Origin of the sequence: Halpernia humi, assembly GCF_900108025.1 — a bacterium.
In the GTDB taxonomy this organism is placed as follows: domain Bacteria; phylum Bacteroidota; class Bacteroidia; order Flavobacteriales; family Weeksellaceae; genus Halpernia; species Halpernia humi.
The window spans coordinates 261,529-287,383 of record NZ_FNUS01000002.1; the positions used below are offsets into that span (position 1 = coordinate 261,529).

The following is a 25,855-nucleotide window of genomic DNA, read 5'->3' on the forward strand; positions in this document are numbered from 1 at the left end:
AAAAATGATAAAAGGCAAAATAGTATCGAAGCCATTACTGTACTTTATTGTTTTAATAAGTGTAATTTGTTGTTCAGGTGGAACCACAGATCCATCGCCTAAAGATCCAATTAAACCGCCAACAACAGTGACGAACGAAGTAGATGTTTGGCTTACAAAATCTGATCAATCTGTAAAATTACAAAAGCAGACTTCTGTTTTGGCTTTTAGTTCGGATTCTAATAATTATCAAAATATTGATATCAATACCAGCCAAACCTTTCAATCCGTGGATGGTTTTGGATATACTTTAACAGGTGGAAGCGCGGAAGTAATTAATAAACTCACACCTTCAAAAAAGCAAGAATTACTACAAGATTTATTTGGAAATTCTGCCACTTCTATTGGAGTGAGTTATCTTAGAATTAGCATTGGCGCGTCTGATTTAAACAGTTCTGTTTTTTCATACGATGATATTCCTGCGGGTGAAACAGATCTTAACCTCACGAAATTTAGTTTGGATAAGGATTTGCCACTTATTAATTTATTAAAAGAAATTTTAGCAATTAATCCAAAAATTAAAATCCTGGCTACGCCTTGGTCTTCACCGGTTTGGATGAAGGATAATGGAAATACCGTGGGAGGAAGTCTTTTGCCAAAATATTATAGCGTGTACGCAGATTATTTTGTAAAATACATAAAAGCGATGCAGCAAAATGGGATTATGATTGATGCCGTAACGCCGCAAAATGAACCTTTAAATCCAAATAATAATCCAAGTTTGGTGATGACGGCGCCACAACAGGCAGATTTTATTAAAAATAATTTAGGACCTGCCTTTAAAAGCGCTGGTATTTCAACAAAAATTATTAATTATGATCACAATTGTGATGTGACTAATTATTCTCTTTCTATTTTAGGAGATCCAATTGCAAATCCTTTTATAGACGGTTCTGCATTTCATTTATATGCTGGTGATATTTCTGCATTGTCCACCGTTCATGATGCATTTCCATCTAAAAATGTATATTTTACCGAACAATATACTGCTTCTACAGGAGATTTTGCTGGTGATTTAAAATGGCATCTTAAAAATGTAATTATTGGCTCTATGAGAAATTGGAGTAAAACTGCTTTAGAATGGAATCTTGCGAACGACCCTAACTTTTCGCCACACACCAACGGTGGATGCACAGTTTGCAAAGGCGCCATTACGATCAATTCATCAGAATCTTATACTAAAAATGTAGCATATTATATCATCGCACATGCTTCTAAATTTGTACCGCAAGGATCAATTCGTGTCGCAACTTCGCAAAGTGGAACGCTCAGCAACGTTGGTTTTAAAACACCCGATGGAAAGACAGTGCTTATTGTGGAGAATGATGCAGCAACTGTGCAGGCCTTCAACATTAAAATAAATGGCAAATGGGCTACAACCATTTTAGATGGTGGATCTGTTGCGACCTATATTTTTTAAAAAAGAGCAAAAAAACGTCAAATTTTACAGAAGTTTTAAATATATTTAAACTTCCAGAATGCAATGAATTTGCTAGTCAATAACAAAAAAACGTCCCAATGAAAATTCAGAAAATAACACCAATTTTTTTACTTTTAATATTTAATCATTCCATTGCTCAAAATTTTTGGAAAAATAAGGTAAAAAAATCTGCTGAAGTTGTAATGACGGATTCTAAAACCAATGATAAATTAACAAACAAAGGAGAGGTTAATTTTATAGATTTCCCTCAACCTTCAGAAACGGATATTTGTGTTTTTGTAGATCCAAATTTTAAATATCAAAAGCTAATAGGTATTGGTGGTGCAATTACAGATGCTTCGGCAGAAACATTTGCAAAACTACCAAAAGCGCAACAGAAGGAATTTTTAGAAGCCTATTTTGGAAAGGACGGTCTTGGCTATTCCCTCGTTAGAACTAACATGAATTCTTGCGATTTTTCTACAGATTCTTACACTTATGTTAAAGAAAATGATAAAGCCCTTAATTCTTTTGATATCTCTCACGATAGAAAATATAAAATCCCTTTGATAAAATTGGCTCAGGAATATATTGGCAAAGATTTTAAACTATATTTTTCACCTTGGAGTCCACCCGCTTGGATGAAAACCAATAACGATATGTTGCACGGTGGCGCATTAAAAAAAGAATATTACCAAAGTTGGGCAAATTACTATGTAAAATTCATAAAAGCCTATCAAAAAGAAGGTTTAGATATTTGGGGATTAACCATCCAAAATGAGCCGATGGCAAAACAAATCTGGGAAAGTTGCATTTATACAGCCGACCAAGAAAGAGATTTTCTTACCAATAATCTTGGACCAACGCTTTGGGAAAATGGGCTGAAAGATAAAAAAGTAATAATTTGGGATCACAACAGAGATTTAATCTATCAAAGAGCAACCACGACTTTAAATACGAAAGAAGCCCTGAAATATGCCTCTGGAATTGGTTTTCATTGGTATGAAACCTGGACTAAAAGCCAGCCGATGTTTAATAATGTTGCAGAAACGCATAAAGCCTTTCCAGATAAGTTTTTGCTTTTCACAGAAGGTTGCAAGGAACTTTTTGACTATTCTAAAATATACGACGTTAGTTTAGGTGAATTGTACGGAAAAAATATGATAAATGATTTCAATAATGGCTCATCTGGTTTTACGGATTGGAATATTCTTTTAGACCAAACAGGCGGCCCTAACCACGTTGGCAACTTCTGTTTTGCACCCATTATTGCCGACACAAACACTGGAAAACTTCATTATACTTATGAATATTATTACATCGGGCAATTTTCAAAATACATTAAATCTGGCGCTCAAAGAGTAGGGAATACCAGCAATCGAGATTTTATCCAGTCCACCTCATTCTTAAATACAAACGGGCAATTAGTTACCGTTCTAATGAATGAAAGCGACAACGAAACACCTGTAAACCTGTGGATAAATGGGAAAGCAGCAAAAGTAGTTGCGCCTGCACACTCTATACAAACCGTTATTTTGTAAAAAGTTCTTTTTGAAAGTCTTAATATTTGTAAAGGTAGGATCTAATTTTCAAGAATTTAAAGATTGTTCTTAGAAACTATTTGCCAAGTATTATTAATGGTAAAGTGCGATAAAATGTGCTTTTAAAATATATTTAACAAAAGATTAACTTTTAAATTTATTGTGGAAGTTCAGGCACTATAATTCTTTGCGGTCTAGAACTTAAAGTTTCCAAAAAGGCCTCTAAATCTTCAATTTCATCTTTTGTTAAATTTAGTGGCTGTAATTTTTTAGACTTCGGAGATTTGTATTTTACGCCGTTAATAGTTGCCATATCTTTGTTTTTTATTTCAGGGTTTCCGGCATTATAAAACGTAAGCACATCGCGAAGTGGAGTGAATGAGCCATTGTGCATCCAAGGGCCAGTTCTGGCTACTTCTCTTAAGGTTGGCACGCGGAATTTACCTAAATCGGCTAAATTTTTAGTTACATTATATCGACCTAAATCCTCAAGTTTTGATCCTAAAAGTGCAGTACCATCATTTTCAAATTTATTGTCTGAAAAATAACCTGTGTTATGACAATTAATGCAGCGCGCTTTTGTTCGGAATAAATTTAGCCCATTCACTTCACTATCAGAATAGACTTCAGATTTGCCATCAATAAACCGATCAAATTTTGTAGAGCCACTTTTAATGGTTCTTTCGAAAGTCGCAATCGCTTTGGTGATTTTATCTTCGTTGATTTCTGAAGAGCCGAATGCTTTTTTAAATAAATCTTGATACCCTTTTATTTTTGCAATTTTTTCTACTGCCAAATCCAGATGCTCATTCATTTCTACGGGATTTGTAACTGGTTGTTGTGCCTGATCTTCTAGAGACTTTGCGCGCCCATCCCAAAATAGTGAAGTTGCGTAAGCGGAATTTAGAATAGACATGGCGTTTCTGGAGCCTAATTGCCTATTATGGCCAAAAGAAAGTGTTTTATTATCCGTCCAAGCGAGTTCTGGATCGTGGCAAGACGCACAAGCGATTTGGTTAGATTGCGACAATCTTGGGTCGTAAAACAGAGTTTTTCCTAATTCTTCTTTTTCTTTACTGTATTGATTATCTGCTGGAAATTGCACTTCTGGCAAGTGCCCAATATCTACAAAGCCAATCTTGCTGCTTTCATCTAAATTTGGTTTTGGCCAATTTTTAGAATCGCCAGAACTGTATAGCTTTCTTAATAAATCAATAGGATTATTGTTTTCAGCTGTAGCAGGTTTTGTGACCGAATTCGTTGTTATACAGTTGACCATTAAATAACTCGCGCAACTCAATAGGAATGCACCACTAATAAACTTTTTCATATATTCTCTAATAATTGCTAAAATTACGGAAATAAATTTGTCAATTAAATATTTTTAATGCGTATTATTGCAATTATTAATTATAAATTTTTTTTTATGAAAAAACATTACTTTTTAGGCTTAATTTTATTAGGTAGTTTTTGTTCTGCACAGTACAGTGCTTTTGCTGGTACAGGAAATGTAAACGGCTCAGAGGGTTGGGCTTCACACAGTGGAACTGCAAATCAAATACAAAAATTGGCGACGGCTTCTGATGTAGGAAACAGTTTGTCCTATGCGGATTTGGAGGCATCCACAGGGAATAGAACTTTTATTTCTGATGCAAATTCTGAAGATATCAATCTTGCGTTTTCAGCAGCTGCAACTACAACTGCTTATGCTTCTTTTTTATTAAAAGTAACCGATGTTTCAAATATGCAGCCAAATACTTATGGTTTTGCACCTTCTTATTTTGCACATTTTGCGCCAACTTCTGGGACATCAGTTAGTACATTTGTTTCAAGATTATCCATTCGACAAGGAAGTGTGGCGAATACTTTTAATTTAGGAATTGTAAACACAACTGGCGGCACAATTCCGCTTTCAGAAATATTCCCTGCATCTCCGCAAGATTATGCAGTTGGCACAACATATTTGGTTGTACTAAAATATGACATGACAGGAACTAGCGGTAAAACATCATTATTCGTAAATCCGGTTATAAACGGTACAGAGCCCGCCGCTATCATAAGCAGTTCTGCTGGTACTTCTACGAAATTAGCATCGGTTTTAAGTTTTTGTTTAAGAGAGGCTTCAAAAATTGGTTCTATGGAAATAGATGAAGTAAGAGTTGGTTCCACTTGGGCATCTGTAACACCTGCATATCTTGCTGTTTCCGATCTTTCTGCTACTAAAAAGTCTTTGATTTCTAATACTTTAGTTAAAGATAATTTTAAAATGCTTACATCTGGAAGTGCAGATTTGCAAATTTATTCTGCAACTGGTGCTTTGGTAAGAACACTTCAAACAAAATCTAATGAAGTGATCAACATCAACAACTTACCAAAAGGAATGTATATTTTAAAAATTGTAACTGACGGTAAATTGTCAACAGAGAAAATTATTAAAGAGTAATTTTTTAGATTTATTATAAATCAAGCGGCTCATTTTTGAGTCGCTTTTTTGTTTTAAAATAGTTGCAAAAATCAGTTTAATAAATAAATATTTAAAATTTTGTAAATTTGATGATATTTTTAACTTTAATTACAATTATTATGAAAAGAAATAATTTTTTAGGCCTTATTTTAGTAGGAAGTTTATATGCCGCGCAATATAGTGGTTTTGCTGGAACAGGAAATGTGAACGGATCTGAAGGTTGGGTTTCACACAGTGGAACAGCAGATCAAATTCAAAAGCTTGTTACAGCATCCGATTCTGGAAACAGTTTGTCTTATACAGGTTTTTCGCCTTCCACAGGCAATAGAATTATGATTACTGATGCAAATTCCGAGGATATTAATTTAGCATTTTCAGCAACTGCAACCACAACCGCTTATGTTTCTTTTTTATTGAAAGTAACAGATGTATCGAGTATGCAACCCAATTCCTACGCTTATCCTCCTGGTTATTTTGGGCATTTTTCGCCAAATTCAGGGTCGAGTTTGGGGTCATCAGGTTTTGTATCTAGACTTTCTATACGGCAGGGAAGTGTGGCAAATACTTTTAATTTAGGTATTGTAAACACAACGGGAGGAACGATTGCCCCGAGCGATATTTTCCCAGCGGTTCCGCCAGATTATGCTGTAGGAACAACTTATCTTGTAGTATTAAAATACGATATGACGGGTACAAATGGCACAACTTCAATTTTTGTAAATCCTACAATTTCTGCGACAGAACCTGCGCCAACATTTTCAAGTTCTGCGGGAACTTCTTCTAAATTATCAGGTATAAATAGTTTTGCTTTAAGAGAAGCTTCAAAAATAGGAACAATGGAACTGGATGAGTTTCGATTAGGCACAAAATGGACAGATGTAGTAGGATCTAATTTGGCAGTTTCAGACCTTAATGTTTCAAAAAAATCATTAATTTCTAACACTTTGGTTAAGGATAATTTTAAAATGCTGACTTCTGGAAATGCAGATGTACAAATTTATTCTACAACGGGTGCTTTAGTTAGAACGTTTCAAACTAAACCAAACACTGTGGTGAATATAAATAGCCTTCCAAAAGGTATGTATATTTTAAATATCAAAACCGATGGTAAAGTTTATACTGAAAAAATCATCAAAGAGTAATTTTCAGTCTAATTTAATAAAAAAGCGATTCAAAAATTTTTGAATCGCTTTTTTGGTAATTATCCAAAATTTTTTCTTCAATTCTTAATATCCAGGGTTTTGTATTATATTACTATTAATTTCTACGGCGCTCTGCGGGATAGGCGCCACAAATTTATCGTTTGGATAAGTTGGGCTACAATTGGTAGAAATACACCCAGAATTTCGTACGACATTCTTATGATTTCGCATTAAATCGAAAAAGTATTTGTTTTCCATCGGGAATTCTTTTCTTTTTTCATTTAGCAAAACATCAATAGTTAAAGGTATATTTAAATCTGCTAAGCCGGCTCTGTTGCGAATTTTGTTGACGTCTTGCGTGGCTTCTGTAATTTTATTGAGATGTAGTGCTGCTTCTGCACGAATAAAATAAACTTCGGATAACCTATAAATTAATCCTTTTGTACCCGTTTTGTATTTGGTAGGGAAGAGATAATCTAATTTTACCGTTGCACTTCCCACTTTGGTATTTAAACTTTGCTTTTCGTACAACATTTTGCGTGTATCGTCTGTTTCGAATAAATTAAAAACATCTGGCGAAAGTGTAAATTCTGAATAAGTACCGTTGCCAAAATTGTATAGCGCATCTAAATAGGATGAATCATCGGCTGTTGTGGGCAGTTCTAAAATGCTTTCTTTTACTGCAAATGTTGAAAGATAATCTGCGGATAGGGCTAAAGAAATTCCAGAATTTTTTATAATATCATCACTATAGTTGAAAGCGGTTTGCCAATCATTTTTCCATAGTGCAATCTTTGCGGCTAAAACTTCTGTGGCATATTTTGACATAAAATTTTTGGCTTCTCCCGCAGGAATTGCTGGCGAATTTTGAAAAAGTGGTATGGCTTCGTTGACGTCTGCTTCCAAAAAATTAAATGTTTCTTTGGCCGTGTTTCTTGCGGGATAGTCTATACCGACTTTTAAAGTTTTATTTACATACGCAATTCCCATATGAGAAGCATCTGGTGTATAAGTATAGTTTTGAGCATAAATTTTATAAAGTTGAAAATGCACATAGGCCCGAAGCGCCAAAGTTTCTGCTTTTATTTCATTTTTCTCTTCTGTGGTAGCGTCTGGAACTGCATCTAGATTTTCTAATATTAAATTCAGATTATTAATTAGAGCATAAGAATCACCATAAAAATATGCCAGTTCACTGCTGTTTTTGTCATCATCAAAATCATAAAGCAAATCCACATTGATTGGTGGAGAAACCACGCCCGGATTGATGCCAGAATTTGGAGAAAAATTTAAGTTGCCTGAAAGCAAATCGCCATAAGTGAACGCTGCCATTGTAAATTCTGTACTTCTTAAATTATAATACGCACCATTGAGTGCTTCTAGAACTCCTTTTTTAGTAGAAAGTTCTGTTTTAATAGAAATCTGCTGTACTGGTTCAATTCTCAAAAAATCTTTACAACTGCTTAATGAACCAAGCGCAAATGCTAAAATTATTATTTTTTTCATTTTTTTAAAAATTCATATTAAATCCAAAACTAAAGGTTCGCATCTCCGGATATAAGTATTGAAGTTCGCGAATTCCATTTCTATCTTGTGGTGATTTTTCTTTGTACCAATAGGCAACATTGGAGATATTTAAAAATAAATCGGCAGTTCTAATGACGCCTTTTTTTATCGGAATAGAGTAGCCTAGACTTACATTTTGAAGCTTTACATTGGTGTTGTCGTACAGATATTTTGTGCTGTTAGAAATAAAAGTGGCTTTGTTACTTGGTGCGTGGTTAATTGCATTTGGATTTTGGGGTGTCCAATAATCTAAAGCATTAATGCTCATATTTCTGTTTAATAAAATGGTATAATGGTCTATTAATTCCGGCATAACCAAATCATCACCACCAATCTCAAAATTAATCTGGAAGCCTAAAGTAAATCGTTTTGCAATTCTAAAATTATTTCTAAATCCACCATAAGCATCTGGCTGCGAATTTCCAATGATTTGCCATTTATCGGAACTTTTATTTACACTTTTACCATCTGTTTTCACACCATCTATTAAATAAGTATCATCGCCATTTGCTGGGTTTATACCATCCCAAACATAACCCCAGATAGCAGAAGTTGAAGTGCCAATTTTCTGCGCACGCGCGTTTTCTGAAGTCGAATAGTCACTTCCTAATCCAACTAAGGATGTAACCTTGTTCACCACTTTGGAAATGTTAAACATACTGCTCCAAGTGAAATTTTTAGTTTTAAACCAATCGACTTTTGCGTTAAATTCTATACCTTGGTTGTACATAGAAGCACCATTTATTTGTGCGGAATTATAGCCAGTTTCTAAAGGTACGTTACGAGAAACAATCATATCAGAAATATTATTGCGGTAAACTTCTATGGTAAATTCTAATTTTTTAAAGATATTAAAATCAATTCCGATATTGTATTTAGCATTTTTTTCCCAACTCAATTCTTTATTTGGTGGTGCACTTGTATCTGGCGTTGCATAATTATAATCATAAGAAAAACCTGTGAAATTTATATTGTAAAGCCCAGAAGAGCGGTAAGAGCCAATTCTCGAATTCCCTGTTATACCGGCGGAAGTTCGCAACCGTAAAAAATCTACCCAATTGCTGTTTTTTAAAAAGTTTTCATTGCTCAAATTCCAAGAAAGTCCTAAACCTCCGTTTACGGCAGCATTTTTATCGGAGCCGAAAGCAGAACTTTCATCTCTTCTTATGGTGAAAGAGGCGAAATATTTCTTGGCAAAATCATAATTAATTTGCGTAAATAGACTTCTACCCGCGTCTTTATCGGTTAGTTCTACCGTTCTAAATCCGTTGGTTATTGTTCCAGAGCTTGATGCATATTGCGCGGCTTGCCATGGCAATTGATATACATCGGCATTAATAAAATTATCACCCAGAAAACCTATTTTATCCTGATGTGTTTTTCGCAATTCAATCCCAGCCAATAGATCTATATGGTTTTTTTCAGCAAAATCTTTTTCATAATAGGCTTGTGCGCTCCAGTTCCATTTAAAAGCATCCGATTTATAAAGCCTACTTGAGCCATTTTTAGGATATCTAACGCCATCTATTATAAAAGTGCCATTTCCCCGGCCAGATCCGTTCAAACCAGATTTCCAGTCTACATCTTTTTGGTGGGAATAATCTACAGCAAAAATTGAACTTAATTTTAGATTTTTTAATAAATCATAACTTACATTTATACTAGAAAGTACAGAATTGTTTTCCGTAAGGTTTATGTTTTGGTTGGCCGCAGCCAAAGGATTTGGGATTCCGTTATAACCGGTAGAGTGAAAGGTTCCATCATCATTATAGACAGAAAATGTGGGCGCTAAAATAAAATTAAAATAAGTATTGGGCTGGTTTTTAACTAAATTGGTGTAAGAGCCAAATAAATTAATTTTTAATTTATCAAAGTTAAATCCAAGTGAAGTATCAATACCTTTCTTTTGAAAGGTATTCAAAACTTTAGATTCATTATTATTAGAGTAGTTTATCCCCATGCGATAGGTGAAATATTTAGCACCTCCACTTACGCCGAAATTAGTTTTATAATAGTCGCCATTTTGGTTCATGATGTCAAACCAATTTACATCTACACCATTATACGGGAAACCCGCCGCTACGCCGTTGTTACTTTGGTAAGCATTATAAACTTGCGCATATTGCGGCCCACTCAGGTATTTCATTTTATTAATACTTTGGGAAATACCATATTGGGTGCTAAACGAATATTGTGGTTTTCCTTTTCTGCCTTTTTTTGTAGTAATTAGGATGACGCCATTTGCAGCATCTGCCCCATAAAGTGCAACTGCTGCGGCATCTTTCAGAATGTTAATACTTTCAATATTGTCTGTAGAAATTCTCGCCAAACTATTGATATTGTATTCGGATCCAGCGCTTCCATTAAAAAAAGTTGCATCAAACGGGCGGTCTTCTTTTAAAATTATACCATCTACAATTATTAATGGTTGCGTGGAAGTACCTACATTACTGTTGTTTAATGCTACAATACTTCCCAAACCGCGGATATTGATTTTTACGTTTGCACCTACTTCCGTGCCTGAAGAGATTTGCACGCCAGGCGCCAATCCGGTGATCATTTTATCAATGCTTTCGAATGGTTGCGCGGTATTAATTTCTTTTGATGTAATGGTAGAAATGGAGCCTACTACTTCTTCTTTTAATTTTTTTGTACCGTAAGAAGAGGTTATGATAACTTCATCTATTTTATTTTCACGCGATTCTGCACTGTCTTTTTTAGATTTTTGAGCAAAAATTAAACTTGATGTAAAAAGTAAACCAAGCAAACAAATGTTTTTCTTCATTCAATATTATTTGTTTTTAATTACAATTTTTGTTGCAGCAGATTTTTCACCAATAGTATATTTTAAAATGTAAATGCCATCTGGTAAGTTTAGGTTTAAATTTCCTGCGGTAGATTTTCCTGATTTTAAAAGAGCACCTTTTACATCATAAACTTGATATATAAAACCTTTCTTCGCATTAGAAAATAGTTTTCCATTTGATGGATTTGGGTAAAAACTGGTTTGTTTTGCAATTCCATCGGCGGTACCTAGGACTGAAGAATCAATTTTGTAAAATTCTTTACCAACAGTGCCATCATTCGTATTTAGAAATACCTCACCATTAAATAAAATTAGGTCTGTAGGTGAAGAACTAGCACTTCCAGGATTGATGTCTAGAAAAAGTTTAGTGCCAGCATTGGTTCCATCTGTTTCCCACAATTCATTTCCATTTGTTGTATCATTTGCGGTAAAATATAATTTACCATTATAAGCAAAAAAATCTGAAGGGTTTGAATTTCCGGAGCCTACATTAATGTCTTTTAACATTGAAGTGCCTGCATCTGTGCCATCTGTTACCCATAGTTCTGTGCCATTTGTGCCATCATTTGCTGAAAAATAGATTTTGCCGTTGAAAGAGAAAAAATGATTTGGTGAGCTGTCTGCACCTGGGCTCGACGAAATATCCTTTATCATTGCAGTCCCTGCTGAAGTTCCGTCGGTTGCCCAAAGTTCTTTTCCATTTGTACCATCATCAGCAGAAAAATACACTTTATTACCATCAGAATAAAAATTTGTTGGTGAAGCAGATCCTGAGGGGTTTATAGTTTTAATTAATGTATAAGTTGTTCCGTCGCATTTATAAAGTTGATATGAGTTTGAAGGCGACGCAGATAATATAAGATCTGTCCCCAATTTTTCTATTCCAAATGCAATGTTGTAAGTAGGATCTATTACTGTAGGTGCGGCTGTTCCATCGGTTTTGTAAATTTTGTTGTTTGTAGAAGTCGCTTCTTGTGCTTTGAAATAAAGATTACTACCTATAACCTCAAAATTTTGCGGAACTGAAGAACCTGAACCTGTTTTTAAGTCTGCAAACAAACTGATAGTAGTGCCATCATAAGTATAAACTTCTGCGCCATTTGTGCCATCGTTTCCTTGGAAAAATAATTTATTATCAAAAACCACAAATTGTTGCGGATTAAAACTTGCTGAACCAGATCTATAATCTGATACCATTACAGTTCCAGAAGTTGTACCGTCGCTTTTCCAAAGTTCTGTGCCGTTCGTTCCATCACTTGCTTTAAAGTATAAACTGCCGTTATACTCAATTGTTAATCCTGGGTTAGAGTTGGAAGTTCCTGGATTAATGTCCTTTACCAAAGTCACTTGCGAGAATATGAATAATGAAGAAACTGTGCTTATGAGGATAGATATTTTTTTCATAATGATATTTTAAAGATTAATAAACTTCAAAAATAGGAAAAAATCAGCGTATTGCAAATTTGGATAAATAATTAACATTAAAAGTTCTTAAAATAGGCCACTCAATTTATCAAAAATTTGAAGTCAAGCAAAAATTAATAATTAAATAAAATTTTTCAGTATTTTTAAATTCTAATTGTAATTTTATGAAATTTGGTTTCCGTGTACCTACACTCAAAAAAAGAATTGCGGCAAGAACATCTCCCGCAAGATTTATTCGTCACAATCTAGGTTTCAAAGCACCACGCGGCAATGGTTGGCTCACGAATCCCAAGAAGGCGATGTACAATAAAGTTTATAATAAAACGTCTTTTGGCTGTCTTTTAATTTTGGGGCTTTTGACTTCATTTTTTGTGCTTTCAATCGTTTTATTTGTGACGTAAATTTCTATATTCTTATCGTCTGGAATTTATTTAAAATTTTAAAAGCGAGCGCAAAAATTAAATTACAGTTAAGATTTTTTTATCAAAAACTACCAATTTCCAAGACGAATAAGATTATTTCAATAATACTATCCTTTTCATGTGTAAAAAACTTATATCTATCATTGTTAGAAATTACTTTCAATAACTATTAAACCCGATTTATTTTAAAAACAAAACAAAAAAACCACCTACAAAAATGTAAGTGGTTGATTACCTTTGCTCCTCTTCTTGGGCTCGAACCAAGGACCCTCTGATTAACAGTCAGATGCTCTAACCAACTGAGCTAAAGAGGAAGGTTGCGTTGTTTTTAACGTGGTGCAAATATAAAAAGTTTTACAATAAGCACCAAACATTTTTTTAAATAAATTTTAAAATTTTCCAGTTATCCATTTTATAATGTCATTACCGAATATAAGTGCCATTAAAGCGATTAAAAATATCACGCCAATCATTTGTGCATTTTCTAAAACTTTCTGCGGAACTGGCTTTCCAGTAATTATTTCCCAAAGCGTGAAAACCACATGTCCTCCATCTAAACCTGGTATTGGAATTAAATTTAGAAATGCAAGCCATACAGAAAACATCGCCGTAAAACTCCAAAGAGCCGTCCAATCAATCGAAGTTGGCATCATTTTAATTATACCAATTGGGCCAGAAACTTTTTTGTAGCCTTTTGTTGTAGTGTTAAAAACGATTTTAAATTGTTTTATTTGCATCGTTAACACATCAATCGTGCGATGAAAACCGCGAGGAATAGCCTCAAAAAATGTATAATGTTTAGTGGTGGCTGTTTTTTCAAAAATTTCTTGCGCCGTTTTGCCACCTAAAACCACATTCAGTTTCCCTTTATTATCAACTTTCACATCCGCTTTTTGTGGGACATTATTCCGAAGAAATTCAATCGAAACTGTTTTGTTTTTATTTTGCTCTAATTCTTTGCTTAGTTCATCAGTATAATTTATTTTTTTATTATCGATTCCAATAATTTTATCACCCACCATTAAACCTGCAATTTTTGCATTGCTATTTGCAGCGAAACTATCTATCACCGCAGGAGAACGCGTTGCGAAATAGCCGCGAACTTCGTTTTGGTTGAGAACATCTGCAACGCCGTTTTCATTAATAGGAAAACTTACTTCTTTACCATTTCTTAAAACAGTTGCTTGGTTAGCAAAAAGCAAATTAATTGTGGAAGTCTCCAAGCGTTCTGCCGGTTTGCCATCAATTTTTAATATGACGTCGCCATTTTTTAAACCCATTTTTTCACCTGCAGCAGAAACTGAAATACCACCTTGAAATTTACTTAAATCGTGATAAGATTCCCCTTGCGAGTAAGATAATGCAGAATAAATGAACCATGCCAAAAAGAAATTTACCGTTACACCGCCAAGCATTATAATAAGTCTTTGCCACGCTGGTTTGCTTCGGAATTCCCAAGGTTGCGCGGGTTGTGCAAGTTGCTCTTTATCCATACTTTCATCTACCATTCCCGCGATTTTCACATAACCGCCGAATGGCAACCAACCGATGCCATATTCGGTTTCGCCGATTTTCTTTTTAAAAATTGAAAAGCCCGGGTCAAAAAAAAGATAGAATTTCTCTACTTTGCATTTAAATAATTTTGCTGGAATAAAATGGCCGAGTTCGTGCAGAATTACAAGTATCGAAATACTCAGTATAAATTGAAATAATTGTATTAAATTCATGTATTTTTTTAATAAGATTGCAAATATAAGCATTCTAAAAAGTTTGCCCAATAAAAAAGACCTTCAAACGGAAGGTCTTTTTTATTTATAAATTTCTGCTTTTATAGGTTAAAAGAAACACCGATGCTTCCATTATTTCCTGCTTCTAAGTAAATTCCTACATTTTGATTAAAGTAATATCGAACACCAACGTGCGCTCCGATACCAAAATCTTTTCCTAATACTCCTACATCAATGCCAGGATAAATATCCCATTTTGAAGGTAAATTTAAAGGTTTTTGTAAATGCGCATTTAATCTACCAAAGACAAAAAAATTATTGTCTTTATTATTGTCTTTGTAGCCACTAAAATAAATATTTGCACCTGCACCTACAGATAAAATATTACTTAAGCCATAATCATAAGTCCCCGTTATTCCAGTTCCATAGCCATAACTATTAAAACCCACTTGGATTTTTTGGTCTCCTTTTCCGCTCCATGCTTGCGCATAAGCCAAAGTACTCGCCATAAATAATGCACAGACTAAAACTAATTTTTTCATAATATTCTTATTTTTTTATTGTTATTTTGTACATATCAATAATCGCTCCATTAAAAACATAAACGAAAATTTAACTAAAATATTTTTAGTTTAAACTCTTTTTTAAGATGAAAAACACATTGAACATAAAAGCCATTAATTTTAATATAAAATGGAAAGATAAAACCGCAAATTTTCTTAAAATAGAAAGTATTTTAAAACATGAGACGGCAGATTTATTTTTGCTTCCAGAAATGTTCAGCACGGGTTTTTGTATGGATGCGGAAGAAATTGCAGATAAAAATAACGAAACTTTAAATTGGTTAAAAAAATTAGCCAACGAAAAAAAAGCAGCAATTTGTGGAAGCGTGTCCATTCAAGAAAATGAGCAATATTTTAATAGAATGTATTTTGTAAAACCCGATGGTGAATTTGAATTTTATGATAAACGCCATTTATTTTCTTATTCTGGCGAAGATAAAGTTTACACAAAAGGTGAAATCCGAAAAATTGTAAATTTTAAAGGTTTTAGAATTTTACTGCAAGTTTGCTACGATTTGAGATTCCCCGTTTTTGCCAGAAATAGAAATGATTTTGATTTAATTTTATACGTTGCCAATTGGCCAGAATCTAGAATTTCTGCTTGGGAAACTCTGCTAAAAGCGCGCGCCATAGAAAACCAATCCTTTGTTTTTGGCCTAAACAGAATTGGAACAGACGGAAAAAATTTAGTTTATCCCGAAAGTTCTTACTGTTTTGATGCGGAAGGAAAAGTAATTTCTACACTTTCAAGTGAAATTGTTTCCGCGGAATTAGATTTAAATCAACTTCAAAATTTCCGTGAAAAATTTCCATTTTTAAAAGATGGTGATGATTTTGAGATAAATTTTTAAAATTTTTTATTTTTCCAATGTTTAAACATTCTTACCAAAATCTTTTTACTCAAGTAAAAACTCCATCCAAGAAATAATAATAATGCGAAAATTTGCATTAAAAATAAACCTTGGTTATTTGACTCAAATAAACTCATTTTTTAAACCTCAAATAAAAATATTTATAATGAATAATTCGGCGCTTCTTGCGTAATAATCACATCATGCGGATGAGATTCCTTCAAACCATTTCCGGTAATTTGTACCATTTTAGAGTCTTTTTGCAGACTTTCAATATTTTTTGTGCCACAATAGCCCATTCCTGCGCGCAAACCACCTGTTAGTTGGAAAATAACTTCTTGCAATTTTCCTTTATGCGGCACGCGCCCTTCTATGCCTTCTGGTACAAATTTTTTGGCTTCACTTTGAAAATAGCGTTCTTTTCCGCCACGTTTCATTGCTGCCAAACTGCCCATTCCTTGGTAAGATTTGAATTTTCGACCTTGTAATAATATTTCTTCGCCCGGCGCTTCATCTGTTCCTGCTAAAAGTGAACCAAGCATTACTGCATTTGCACCACTTGCAATGGCTTTTACGATGTCACCAGATAATTTTATGCCGCCATCTGCTATAACAGCCACATTGTATTCTTTTGCTTTTTCAAAAACGTTATAAATGGCAGAAAGCTGTGGAACGCCAACTCCTGCAACAACTCTAGTTGTACAAATAGAACCAGGACCAACGCCAACTTTCAATACATTTGCGCCCGCTTTTATTAAATCTTCAGCAGCAGCAGCGGTAACAATATTTCCGCCAACGATATCTAAATCTGGGAATTTTGCGCGTATTTCTTTTATTTTTGATAAAACACCAATTGAGTGTCCGTGTGCAGAATCTACCGCGATAATATCAACACCAACGTCCACCAAAGCCTGAATGCGTTCCATCGTATCGTCGCCAATTCCAACACCGGCGCCCACTATTAGTCGGCCTTTTTCATCTTTGTTGGCGTCTGGATATTCTAACTGATTGTCAATATCTTTTATGGTAATTAAGCCAACTAACTTATTTTCAGCATCTACAATTGGAAGTTTTTCGATGCGGTTTTCTAATAAAATTTGCTTGGCTGTTTCTAGAGTGGCGTGCTTGTCGGATGTAATGATATTTTCTTTTGTCATTAATTCTTCCACCTTCATTTCTAGATTTTCCTGATATTTTACATCTCTATTGGTGATAATGCCAATCAATTTATTTTCAGAATCTATAACTGGTAAACCAGATATTTTAAAATTTTCCATTAAAAGTTTGGCTTCTTTTAAAGTATGGTTTTTGGTTAAAGTAACTGGGTCGGAAATCATTCCGTTTTCTGATCGTTTTACGCGGTTGACTTGTGCGGCTTGTTCTTCAATACTCATATTTTTATGAATAAATCCTAAGCCACCCACTCTTGCCAAGGCAATGGCCATTTCGGCTTCGGTAACCGTATCCATCGCGGCAGAAACAATGGGAACATTGAGCGTAATTTTATCAGAAAGTCGGGATTTTAGAGAAACTTGCGAAGGTAAAACTTCAGAAAAAGAAGGTATGAGAAGCACGTCATCAAAAGTGATGGCTGTTTCTACGATTTTGGAGTGTATAGACATCGTTACTTTCTCGGCAAAATTAAAGTTTTTTGAAAGAATATGAAAATAAAGCAAGAATAAAAATAGTGAAATACCTAAATTATCTGTTGTGCATTTAGAAATGTAGTAAACAAATAGACACAAATAACGCATTTACAAATTCTTAAGGACTTATGGAGCAGTGTTTTAACTTCGCAAAAGTTGAAATATTTTTGATTTTTCTTAAGCATTGAAATTAAGTTTTTGCGTTTTCTTTGATTTTCAGGAATTTAAACAAATTCGCAATAGGTCTAAATATTATTTTTATAAATAAAAATTTCAAAAAATACGAAATTGTAACTAGCCCTGATAGAAGTGGATATCCTTTTTTTTATCGAAAAACTGGCTAATTATAAACTAAACGTTCTAAAAAAAAGATAGGAACGGATAGCAGGATTAGCTTCTAAAAAAAATCAAAGGTTTTTAATGGAATAAAAATTGCAATTTTAACGCTATAAATTCTAAAAATATGGAAAAACCAAAACCAATGCTAACGATGAGCCAAGTGATGAACAAACTCGCGCAAAAAGGCGTGGTAAAAGCGTTTTCGATGAATGAAAAAGGGGAGATGAAGTTGACGGATTTCGATAAGAATTACGAGCCAGCAGATTTAAAAATTTTAAAGAGTTTTCGTTTTGAAGGCGATAGTAATCCTGATGATGAAGCGGTTCTTTATGTGGTTTCGGATAAGGAAGGGCAGAAGGGAATGCTTATCGATTCTTATGGTGCAGAAAGCAATTATCCGGGAGATAGATTTGATCAATTTTTGCGCGATATTCCGGTCAATGAAAGTGATGAATTTAATTTTCAAGCGTGAAATTTTTTAATTTAAAACTTTTAGAAAGTGAGGCGATTATCAAATGATTTAAACAAAAGAAAAGAGGCTTTTATTGAAGCCTCTTTTTGTATTTAAGAATTTGGTTTTAACCAACCTAATTTGCCATAATGTTCTTTAAACTTGGCTATTTTAGGGCCAATAACAATGCTGCAGTAAGGTTGTTGTGGGTTTTTGTCGTAATAATTTTGATGGTATTTTTCGGCTGGATAAAATTTTTCAAAAGGAACGATTTGGGTGACGTATTTACCGCTCCATCTTCCTGATGCTTCAGAAATTTTCATCGCTTCTTCGGTTTCTTTTTTCTGTTTTTGATTGCTGTAGAAAACCACAGATCTGTATTGTGGACCTACATCTGCGCCTTGTCGGTTAAGCGTTGTAGGATCGTGCAGGAAGAAGAAAATATCCATTATTTGTTTATAAGAAATAACTTTTGGATCAAAACCTATTCTTACCACTTCGGCGTGACCGGTTTCTCCGGTAGAAACCTGCTCGTAAGTTGGGTTGGCTACAAAACCGCCAGAATATCCAGAAACTACAGATTCTATTCCTTTCACCGATTCTAATGGCGCCTCAACGCACCAAAAACATCCGCCACCAACGGTTACATATTCTAAATTTGGTTTATCGGCTGTTGGGTTTGCCATTTGTGTATTACTATTTTCTTTGCTTTGGCCATTGCATGAAACCAGCAAAACGGCCATAAAGAGTGTGAGAATTTTTTTCATTTTAAAAATTGATGTTTACACTTTAAAGTACGAATTTTACAGTAAAATAGTTTCAGAAAAAAATGCAAAACCTGTGCTAAACATTAAGATTTTTAAAACAAATTTTAAGAGTTTATCTGTGGCGGTTGCGAATAATTATTTTCCCATACCAAAGCACTTGCGCCTAAAATTGCCGCATCTGCCTCATCTAACTCACTAAAGACAAGTTTCACTTTGTTTCTGAAAATAGGCAAAAGATTTCGCTCCATGTGAAGTTTGGTAGGTTTCAAAATAAAATCGCCCGCTTTTATAACACCACCAAAAAGTAAAATGGCTTCTGGTGAAGAAAACATTACGAAATTTGCTAAGGCTTCACCTAGTTTTTGCCCGGTATATCTAAAAACTTCAATTGATGTAGCATCTCCTTTTGCAGCGCATTCGTACACCACTCTAGAATTTATTTCTTCTTCAGGAAAATTATTAAGCATTGAGTTTGGAAATTCTACGCGCATTTTTTTTGCAGTGATTGCAATTCCTGTTGCCGATGCATATGCTTCTAAAGAGCCTTCAGAACCCGTGCTCCAATGTTTTCTGCCGCCTGGTTTTACGATGGTGTGACCGAGTTCGCCAGCAAATCCATCGTGCCCATATATTAAATTACCGCCACAAACTATCCCGCTTCCCACGCCAGTTCCCAAAGTCATCATAATAAAATCCTTCATGCCACGCGCCGCGCCATAAAGCATTTCGCCTAATGCCGCTGCATTGGCATCATTGGTAATTTTGCAATTGGTACCAAATTTTTTAGACATCATATCTGCAAAGGGAATTATGCCTTTCCATCGTAAGTTGGGGGCATCTTCAATGGTTCCTTTATAATAATTTGCGTTTGGCGCGCCTACGCCAATTCCTTCAAACTCTCTGTCTTTGCAGCATTTGTCTAATAGAGGCTTTATTTCGTTATACAATTCATCAATAAAATCTTCCACCTTTTCATATTGTTCGGTTTTTAGATGGCCGCGTTCCAAAATTTCTCCGCGATGGTTTACCAAACCGAATTTAGTATTTGTACCGCCGATATCAATTCCTAGCGCTACTTGCTTAGATAGATTCACTAATGACATGTTTTTTTAGTTTTGAAGATGAAAGTTACTAAAAATTTTTATTTTGGTGGAGAAAATTTGGAAAGTTATTAAATAAATTGGGAAAATCTCATGCTTTCTATTTTTTAGGAGCAGCACAAGTGCGTATTTTCAGAAGATGATACCTGCTCTACATTACAATCCCGCCGCGGCGGGGATTTTCATTTCGATCAGGGCTAAAAGTCTGGGAATCGGTTTTTTGAAGTGAAGAAAAGTTTGTAGAAATTAGATTGAGAATTTTCTTTTTTTTTCTGGTGCGAGCGGCACGCTCGTGTGCTATTATTCCAAGAAAACGGTTGAAAGAATTAAAAAATGAATATTTGCGCCAAAAAACAAAACTCTCTTAAATCGCTTTAAAAGAGTTTGGTTTTTGTTTTATATTTTTTTAAAATCTTGAATATTTTTGGGTTGTGCAATGGGTAGCGATGTTATCTGCAGGTCTTTTTACTTTATTGAGTTAATATATTCAGCAATATTTTTTTCGTATGCTTTATTTTTTTCAAAATTATTTTTAATGTTTGTTAGTCTATTTATTCTAAAATTGGCTTTTAGCAGAATTTGTTTTTTAACATCTTTTTTTATCCTACTATCACTAAACATAAAATTAATTCTTACAAAAAACTCTTCGTAAATCATTCCGAGAGCCAAAAAATAATAAAAAGGAAAAGATATTGTAGTCAGAATAATTGGTAAATATATAGTTTTAATATTGTCGCTTGTAAATAGTTTGTCATATCCGTTAAAAGTCCTAAAAAAAATATTAATTAAGAAAATGATGCCTACAATTGAAAGTGTAAAATGTAAAAATTTATTCACTTTTATATGTTCAGGATTGTTTTTCATTGAATGTTTTGAGTATTCATACAGTATGACAATAAATGAAATAATAGGCACCAAAATAAGTTCTGTTAAAATTCCAAAAGTGTAAAAGTTCAATAAGAATTCAAGGAATATTATGACTTTCAGATTGTCTTTAAGTATTTTAGTAAAGTAGTTTGTGCTAGATATTTTATTTGCATTAAAGAATACGATTATTCCCGAAGAAAATAACCAAATTAGAGTATCTTTTAGAAGATTGTAATCCCAAAAACTAATTTTTTTGAGAACGTATACAATTACGAAATTGTATAAAAAAAAGAAAATTAAAGGAAATAGAATTTTGTAGTTTAATAGAAGTTTTAGAACATTTAAGAATTCCTTTCTTGCAATATAAATTAAAATCGAGAAAATGATAATTGACCAAACTAAAATCGAAATTTCTCGAGTGGACAATATATTCATTAATTCTTTCATACATAGCGTTTTGATAGACTTGTAGCCAACGTTAGACGGCTTTGCGATGTGCGGGCTTTGATAATCAAATAGTTATACAAAAACTGAACGAAGAAAAAAAACATTTTTTTTGCGGATTATTTTACAAAAATTTCAACGCAAGAGAACTTCAGCCCGCATATTGCAAAACCGATGTTACCTGCGGGTTTATCTTATTTGATTTTTAAATTCTTTTTTAAGTAAGTCAATTAGTGATTGATATGCTTTTTCAAATTTTGGAAATTCGGTCATAAAACCCTTACTTTCAAATAGTTTTAACATTTTTAATGTGTTGTCAAAACTATGTTTAGTTTTATTTGAAAGATACAAACTGCTTTCCCAATAGTATTTGTCTAGTTCTTTTCTTTTTGCAAAAATATTTTGTTCAAAACTTTGGAATTCCCCCTTGCTTTTTCTATCAATAATAATTTGAATTTTAATTAAATTGTCATAGAGTTCAAGGATTTTCTTTGCTTTTATTTCATAAAAATATTTTGAACGATGTTCTCTAATTTTAATTTTATAATCAAGTAAAGTTTTAACTATAAAGCCAATAACTCCAATAACTACAGTAATCTGCGACCAATATTCAGCAATAAATCTAAAAACTTGATTCATTAGTCAACATAATTTGTAGCAATTCCAAAAACATTAGTTTCATTTGAGCAAAGATGATTGTCCTCAATTTTATAAACATTATAAGTTTTAATTTTTCCACCCCAATCTATTGAAAACTTAAACTTATTTTCATTTTCTGTCATGAATTTCCACTCTCTTTCGGAAAACAAATCTTTAGATATTTTAATGTCATAGGTTGTTGGTGGTGTTCCTCCTTTCTTTTCTAGTTCTTTGCTTTTTTCTATTATTAATTTGTAAATTTTTTCTGTGATTCGGTAAAATTCAGGATGTCTATTCATTTTAGCAGTAATATTTGTTTAAACTTGCAGGTAACTCATAAATACCCGCAACTACCATTTTCAACTATTTACAAATATTTATAATTATTTTTAATCGTAAATATAAATAAAAAAACTCCTCCAAAAAGGAAGAGTTTTATAATAAACTTTGCCAAAGTAAAGATTATATGCTTTAAAACTTTGGCAAAGTGGAAGTTAAAAATTTTTACGCCGGAATCTCGCCTTTGTACAAGAAAGAAATAATTTCTTTATTCACATTTTCTACCATTTCGCTGAAAAGGTAAAAAGATTCTTGTTTGTAAATTACGAGCGGATCTTTTTGTTCGTAAACCGCGCCTTGTGAAGAACGACGAAGATCATCCATTTCGCGAAGGTGAAGTTTCCAGTTTTCATCAATGATGGAAAGGGAAATGTTTTTTTCAAAATCATTAATTAAACTTTCACATTTGGTCTCAAACGCTTCTTTTAAATCGGTTACAATGGTCATTGTTTTTGTGCCATCTGTAAAAGGAACCTGTATCATTTTAAACATTGAACCTTGCGTATTGTACACGTTTTCAATGATTGGGAACGATTTTTCTTTTAAAAGTTGCAGTCTTTGGTTGTAATCTTCTTGTGCTTTTTCAAATAAAAGATTCGTCAAAGCCGGAATTTGCATATTTTTAAATCCTTCTTCATTTACTGGCGCTTCCATAGTAAAGAATTTAATGATATCAAATTCAAAATCTTTATAATTATTGGCTAATTTGTTTTTTGAAACGATAGATTGTGCTACATCGAAAATCATATTAGCAATATCATATTTCAAATGATCGCCAAACAATGCATTTTTTCTTCGTTTGTAGATTACATCGCGCTGTTTGTTCATCACGTCATCATACTCCAACAATCTTTTTCGGATTCCAAAATTGTTTTCTTCTACTTTTTTCTGTGCGCGCTCAATGGATTTTGAAATCATAGAATGCTGAATGACTTCACCTTCTTTATGGCCCATTCTGTCCATCATTTTGGCAATTCTTTCAGAACCAAAAAGTCGCATAAGGTTATCTTCCAAAGACACATAAAATTGTGAACTTCCCGGATCTCCTTGTCGGCCAGCTCTACCACGAAGTTGTCTATCTACACGGCGAGAATCGTGGCGTTCTGTTCCCACAATTGCTAAACCACCATTTTCTTTTACGTGGCCAAGAAGTTTGATATCCGTTCCACGTCCTGCCATATTTGTAGCAATCGTTACAACGCCTTCTCCACCTGCTTCGGCAACAATTTCTGCTTCTCTGGCGTGTAGTTTTGCATTTAAAACATTGTGTTTTATTTGTCTTAAACTTAATGCTTTAGATAGTAATTGTGAAATTTCAACCGAAGTTGTACCCACCAAAACTGGTCTTCCTGCGGCGGTTAATTTTTCAATTTCTTCTATAACTGCGGCATATTTTTCACGATTGGTTTTGTAAACCAAATCTTGTCTGTCGTCTCTTATAATAGGCTTGTTAGTTGGTATTACCACCACATCCAACTTATAAATTTCCCAAAGTTCTCCGGCTTCAGTTTCCGCAGTTCCCGTCATTCCGGCGAGTTTATTATACATACGGAAATAATTTTGAAGCGTAATTGTAGCAAAAGTTTGGGTTGCTGCTTCAATTTTCACATTTTCTTTGGCTTCAATTGCTTGGTGAAGTCCGTCAGAATAGCGTCTTCCTTCCATTATACGGCCGGTAGATTCATCCACAATTTTTACTTCGCCGTCAATGACTACATATTCATCATCTTTTTCAAATAATGTGTAGGCTTTTAATAATTGATTTAAAGTATGGATTCTTTCAGATTTTATTCCAAATTCTCGGAATAATTCTTCTTTGGCTTCAAATTCTTCTTCTTTAGAAAGATTTTTGTTTTCTAAATCTGCCAAATCTGTTGCGATATCATTTAAAACAAAGAAATTTTGATCTTCGTTTCCTGCTGACATATATTCTACACCTTTGTCGGTGAGGTCGATTTGGTTATTTTTTTCGTCGATTACAAAATATAAATCTTGATCTACAATCGGCATATCGCGATTGTTATCTTGCATATATTGCGCCTCGGTTTTTTGCAAAAGTGTTCTGTGCCCGCTTTCTGACAAAAATTTAATTAAAGGTCTAGATTTTGGCAAACCTCTGTACGCTTGTAGTAATTTAAAACCACCTTCTTTTGTATTTCCTGCAGCAATTAATTTTTTTGCTTCTGCAAATATGGCTGAAACGGTTTTCTTTTGAATTGAAACAACACGATCAACACTTGGTTTTAGCAAATCAAATTCTTGTCTATCGCCTTGTGGAACAGGGCCAGAAATAATTAAAGGTGTTCTTGCATCATCTACTAATACAGAATCTACCTCATCTACAATAGCGAAATTTAATTCTCCTTGAACGAGTTCTTCAGGAGAAGTCACCATGTTATCTCTTAAATAATCGAAGCCAAACTCGTTATTAGTACCATAAGTGATGCTAGATTGATAGGCTTTTCTACGAGAATCAGAGTTGGGTTGATGATTATCAATACAATCTATAGACAATCCGTGGAATTCATAAATTGGGCCCATCCACGCGCTATCACGTCTTGCTAAATAATCATTCACGGTTACAACGTGAACGCCGCGACCCGTCAAAGCGTTTAAATAAATTGGTAAAGTTCCTACTAAAGTTTTTCCTTCACCGGTTGCCATTTCCGCAATTTTCCCTGAATGTAAAACCACACCTCCAATATATTGTACATCATAATGCACCATATCCCATTTTATAGCAGTTCCGGCAGCGTTCCATTCATTAAGCCAAACCGCTTGCTCTCCATCAATTTTTACAAAATCTTTTGTTGCTGCAAGTTCTCTATCGCGATCATTTGCTGTCACTCGGATTTCTCCATTTTGAGACAATCTTCGCGCCGTTTCTTTAATAACTGCAAAAGCTTCAGGTAGAATTTCACCTAAAACTTTTTCTTCAACTTCGTAAGATTCTTTTTTTAAATTTTCTATTTTAGTAAAAAAGCCTTCCTTCTCGTCTACGTTCGTAGAATTTTTTATCGACTCTTTGGCCGCTTCGATTTGGGAAGTAAAATTTGCGGTCGCCGTTTTTAATTTTTCTTTAAATTCAGCGGTTTTTTCTCTTATGCCATCATCAGAAAGTGCACTGATTGCTGGTTCAACTGCTTTTATTTTTTTTAAAACTTTTTGTACTTCTTTTAAGTCTTTGGTATTTTTATCGCCCAAAAAACCTTTAAGAACCTTACTTAAAACATCCATATTTATTAAATCTTAAGACTGCGAAAATATTTTTGTAACAGTCATTTTTGCTTTTTTAGT

Annotated in this window: 20 protein-coding genes and 1 tRNA gene; 7 read left to right on the forward strand and 14 right to left on the reverse strand. The window is 33.9% G+C overall.

From position 1 onward, the window contains the following. Positions 1 to 4 precede the first annotated feature (4 nt). Both C4S29_RS06130 and C4S29_RS06135 read left to right on the forward strand, forming a co-directional pair. Entirely contained in the window at positions 5 to 1,459 is a 1,455-nt protein-coding gene (locus C4S29_RS06130) for a glycoside hydrolase family 30 protein (protein WP_103913261.1), read from the forward strand. 98 nt (positions 1,460 to 1,557) lie between these two features. Then, positions 1,558 to 3,000, forward strand: coding sequence for a glycoside hydrolase family 30 protein (locus C4S29_RS06135; protein WP_103913262.1), 1,443 nt, complete (start codon positions 1,558 to 1,560; stop codon positions 2,998 to 3,000). A gap of 157 nt (positions 3,001 to 3,157) precedes the next feature. Here C4S29_RS06135 and C4S29_RS06140 read toward each other — a convergent pair whose 3' ends face one another. After that, a complete protein-coding gene (locus tag C4S29_RS06140; protein ID WP_233740498.1) occupies positions 3,158 to 4,330 on the reverse strand; it encodes a cytochrome-c peroxidase in 1,173 nt (390 codons plus the stop codon). Between the two features lie 96 nt (positions 4,331 to 4,426). Here C4S29_RS06140 and C4S29_RS06145 point away from each other — a divergent pair, with 96 nt between their 5' ends. After that, complete coding sequence (locus tag C4S29_RS06145) at positions 4,427 to 5,443, forward strand: T9SS type A sorting domain-containing protein (RefSeq protein WP_159969830.1); 1,017 nt, start codon at positions 4,427 to 4,429, stop codon at positions 5,441 to 5,443. A 140-nt stretch (positions 5,444 to 5,583) separates the two neighbouring features. After that, on the forward strand, positions 5,584 to 6,606 hold the full coding sequence (locus C4S29_RS06150) for a T9SS type A sorting domain-containing protein (protein ID WP_159969831.1): 1,023 nt from the start codon (positions 5,584 to 5,586) through the stop codon (positions 6,604 to 6,606). 84 nt (positions 6,607 to 6,690) lie between these two features. Here C4S29_RS06150 and C4S29_RS06155 read toward each other — a convergent pair whose 3' ends face one another. From C4S29_RS06155 to C4S29_RS06165, 3 genes are read right to left on the reverse strand one after another with little or no spacing between them, the layout of a single operon-like run. Next, positions 6,691 to 8,112 carry a RagB/SusD family nutrient uptake outer membrane protein gene (locus tag C4S29_RS06155; RefSeq protein ID WP_103913265.1) on the reverse strand — a complete coding sequence of 474 codons (1,422 nt, stop codon included), beginning with the start codon at positions 8,110 to 8,112 and terminating at the stop codon, positions 6,691 to 6,693. Positions 8,113 to 8,116: 4 nt separating this feature from the next. Then, on the reverse strand, positions 8,117 to 10,957 hold the full coding sequence (locus C4S29_RS06160; RefSeq protein ID WP_103913266.1) for a SusC/RagA family TonB-linked outer membrane protein: 2,841 nt from the start codon (positions 10,955 to 10,957) through the stop codon (positions 8,117 to 8,119). A gap of 6 nt (positions 10,958 to 10,963) precedes the next feature. Beyond that, on the reverse strand, positions 10,964 to 12,382 hold the full coding sequence (locus tag C4S29_RS06165; protein ID WP_103913267.1) for an ELWxxDGT repeat protein: 1,419 nt from the start codon (positions 12,380 to 12,382) through the stop codon (positions 10,964 to 10,966). Between the two features lie 185 nt (positions 12,383 to 12,567). Between C4S29_RS06165 and C4S29_RS06170 the strand changes: the two genes are divergently transcribed. Further along, entirely contained in the window at positions 12,568 to 12,804 is a 237-nt protein-coding gene (locus C4S29_RS06170) for a hypothetical protein (RefSeq protein ID WP_103913268.1), read from the forward strand. 261 nt (positions 12,805 to 13,065) lie between these two features. Here the strand turns inward: C4S29_RS06170 and C4S29_RS06175 are convergent. The 3 genes from C4S29_RS06175 to C4S29_RS06185 form a co-directional block, all read right to left on the reverse strand. Further along, positions 13,066 to 13,139, reverse strand: a tRNA-Asn gene (locus C4S29_RS06175). 75 nt (positions 13,140 to 13,214) lie between these two features. Beyond that, positions 13,215 to 14,552: an RIP metalloprotease RseP gene (rseP, locus tag C4S29_RS06180; RefSeq protein WP_103913269.1), complete on the reverse strand. Its 1,338-nt coding sequence runs from the start codon at positions 14,550 to 14,552 to the stop codon at positions 13,215 to 13,217. A 101-nt stretch (positions 14,553 to 14,653) separates the two neighbouring features. Next, positions 14,654 to 15,094: a DUF6646 family protein gene (locus tag C4S29_RS06185; protein WP_103913270.1), complete on the reverse strand. Its 441-nt coding sequence runs from the start codon at positions 15,092 to 15,094 to the stop codon at positions 14,654 to 14,656. A 107-nt stretch (positions 15,095 to 15,201) separates the two neighbouring features. Here C4S29_RS06185 and C4S29_RS06190 point away from each other — a divergent pair, with 107 nt between their 5' ends. Further along, the gene (locus C4S29_RS06190; RefSeq protein ID WP_103913271.1) at positions 15,202 to 15,966 is read left to right on the forward strand and encodes an amidohydrolase; all 765 of its coding nucleotides are present in this window, start codon (positions 15,202 to 15,204) and stop codon (positions 15,964 to 15,966) included. A gap of 161 nt (positions 15,967 to 16,127) precedes the next feature. On the opposite strand, the gene guaB is transcribed toward C4S29_RS06190, so the two are convergent. Beyond that, positions 16,128 to 17,588, reverse strand: a complete 1,461-nt coding sequence (gene guaB / locus C4S29_RS06195) for an IMP dehydrogenase (RefSeq protein ID WP_103913272.1) — start codon at positions 17,586 to 17,588, stop codon at positions 16,128 to 16,130. 487 nt (positions 17,589 to 18,075) lie between these two features. Here guaB and C4S29_RS06200 point away from each other — a divergent pair, with 487 nt between their 5' ends. Beyond that, a complete protein-coding gene (locus C4S29_RS06200; protein ID WP_103913273.1) occupies positions 18,076 to 18,423 on the forward strand; it encodes a hypothetical protein in 348 nt (115 codons plus the stop codon). Between the two features lie 92 nt (positions 18,424 to 18,515). Here C4S29_RS06200 and msrA read toward each other — a convergent pair whose 3' ends face one another. The 6 genes from msrA to secA form a co-directional block, all read right to left on the reverse strand. Beyond that, the gene (gene msrA / locus C4S29_RS06205; protein WP_103913274.1) at positions 18,516 to 19,169 is read right to left on the reverse strand and encodes a peptide-methionine (S)-S-oxide reductase MsrA; all 654 of its coding nucleotides are present in this window, start codon (positions 19,167 to 19,169) and stop codon (positions 18,516 to 18,518) included. Positions 19,170 to 19,273: 104 nt separating this feature from the next. Then, a complete protein-coding gene (locus tag C4S29_RS06210) occupies positions 19,274 to 20,272 on the reverse strand; it encodes an ROK family protein (RefSeq protein WP_103913275.1) in 999 nt (332 codons plus the stop codon). Between the two features lie 462 nt (positions 20,273 to 20,734). Further along, complete coding sequence (locus tag C4S29_RS14845) at positions 20,735 to 21,133, reverse strand: hypothetical protein (protein WP_146063266.1); 399 nt, start codon at positions 21,131 to 21,133, stop codon at positions 20,735 to 20,737. Positions 21,134 to 21,769: 636 nt separating this feature from the next. Further along, positions 21,770 to 22,219, reverse strand: coding sequence for a hypothetical protein (locus tag C4S29_RS06220; protein ID WP_103913277.1), 450 nt, complete (start codon positions 22,217 to 22,219; stop codon positions 21,770 to 21,772). Further along, complete coding sequence (locus C4S29_RS06225; protein WP_103913278.1) at positions 22,219 to 22,518, reverse strand: hypothetical protein; 300 nt, start codon at positions 22,516 to 22,518, stop codon at positions 22,219 to 22,221. Before C4S29_RS06225 ends, C4S29_RS06220 begins: the two co-directional genes overlap by 1 nt. A gap of 205 nt (positions 22,519 to 22,723) precedes the next feature. Further along, the gene (gene secA, locus C4S29_RS06230; RefSeq protein ID WP_103913279.1) at positions 22,724 to 25,795 is read right to left on the reverse strand and encodes a preprotein translocase subunit SecA; all 3,072 of its coding nucleotides are present in this window, start codon (positions 25,793 to 25,795) and stop codon (positions 22,724 to 22,726) included. Between the last annotated feature and the right edge of the window lie 60 nt (positions 25,796 to 25,855).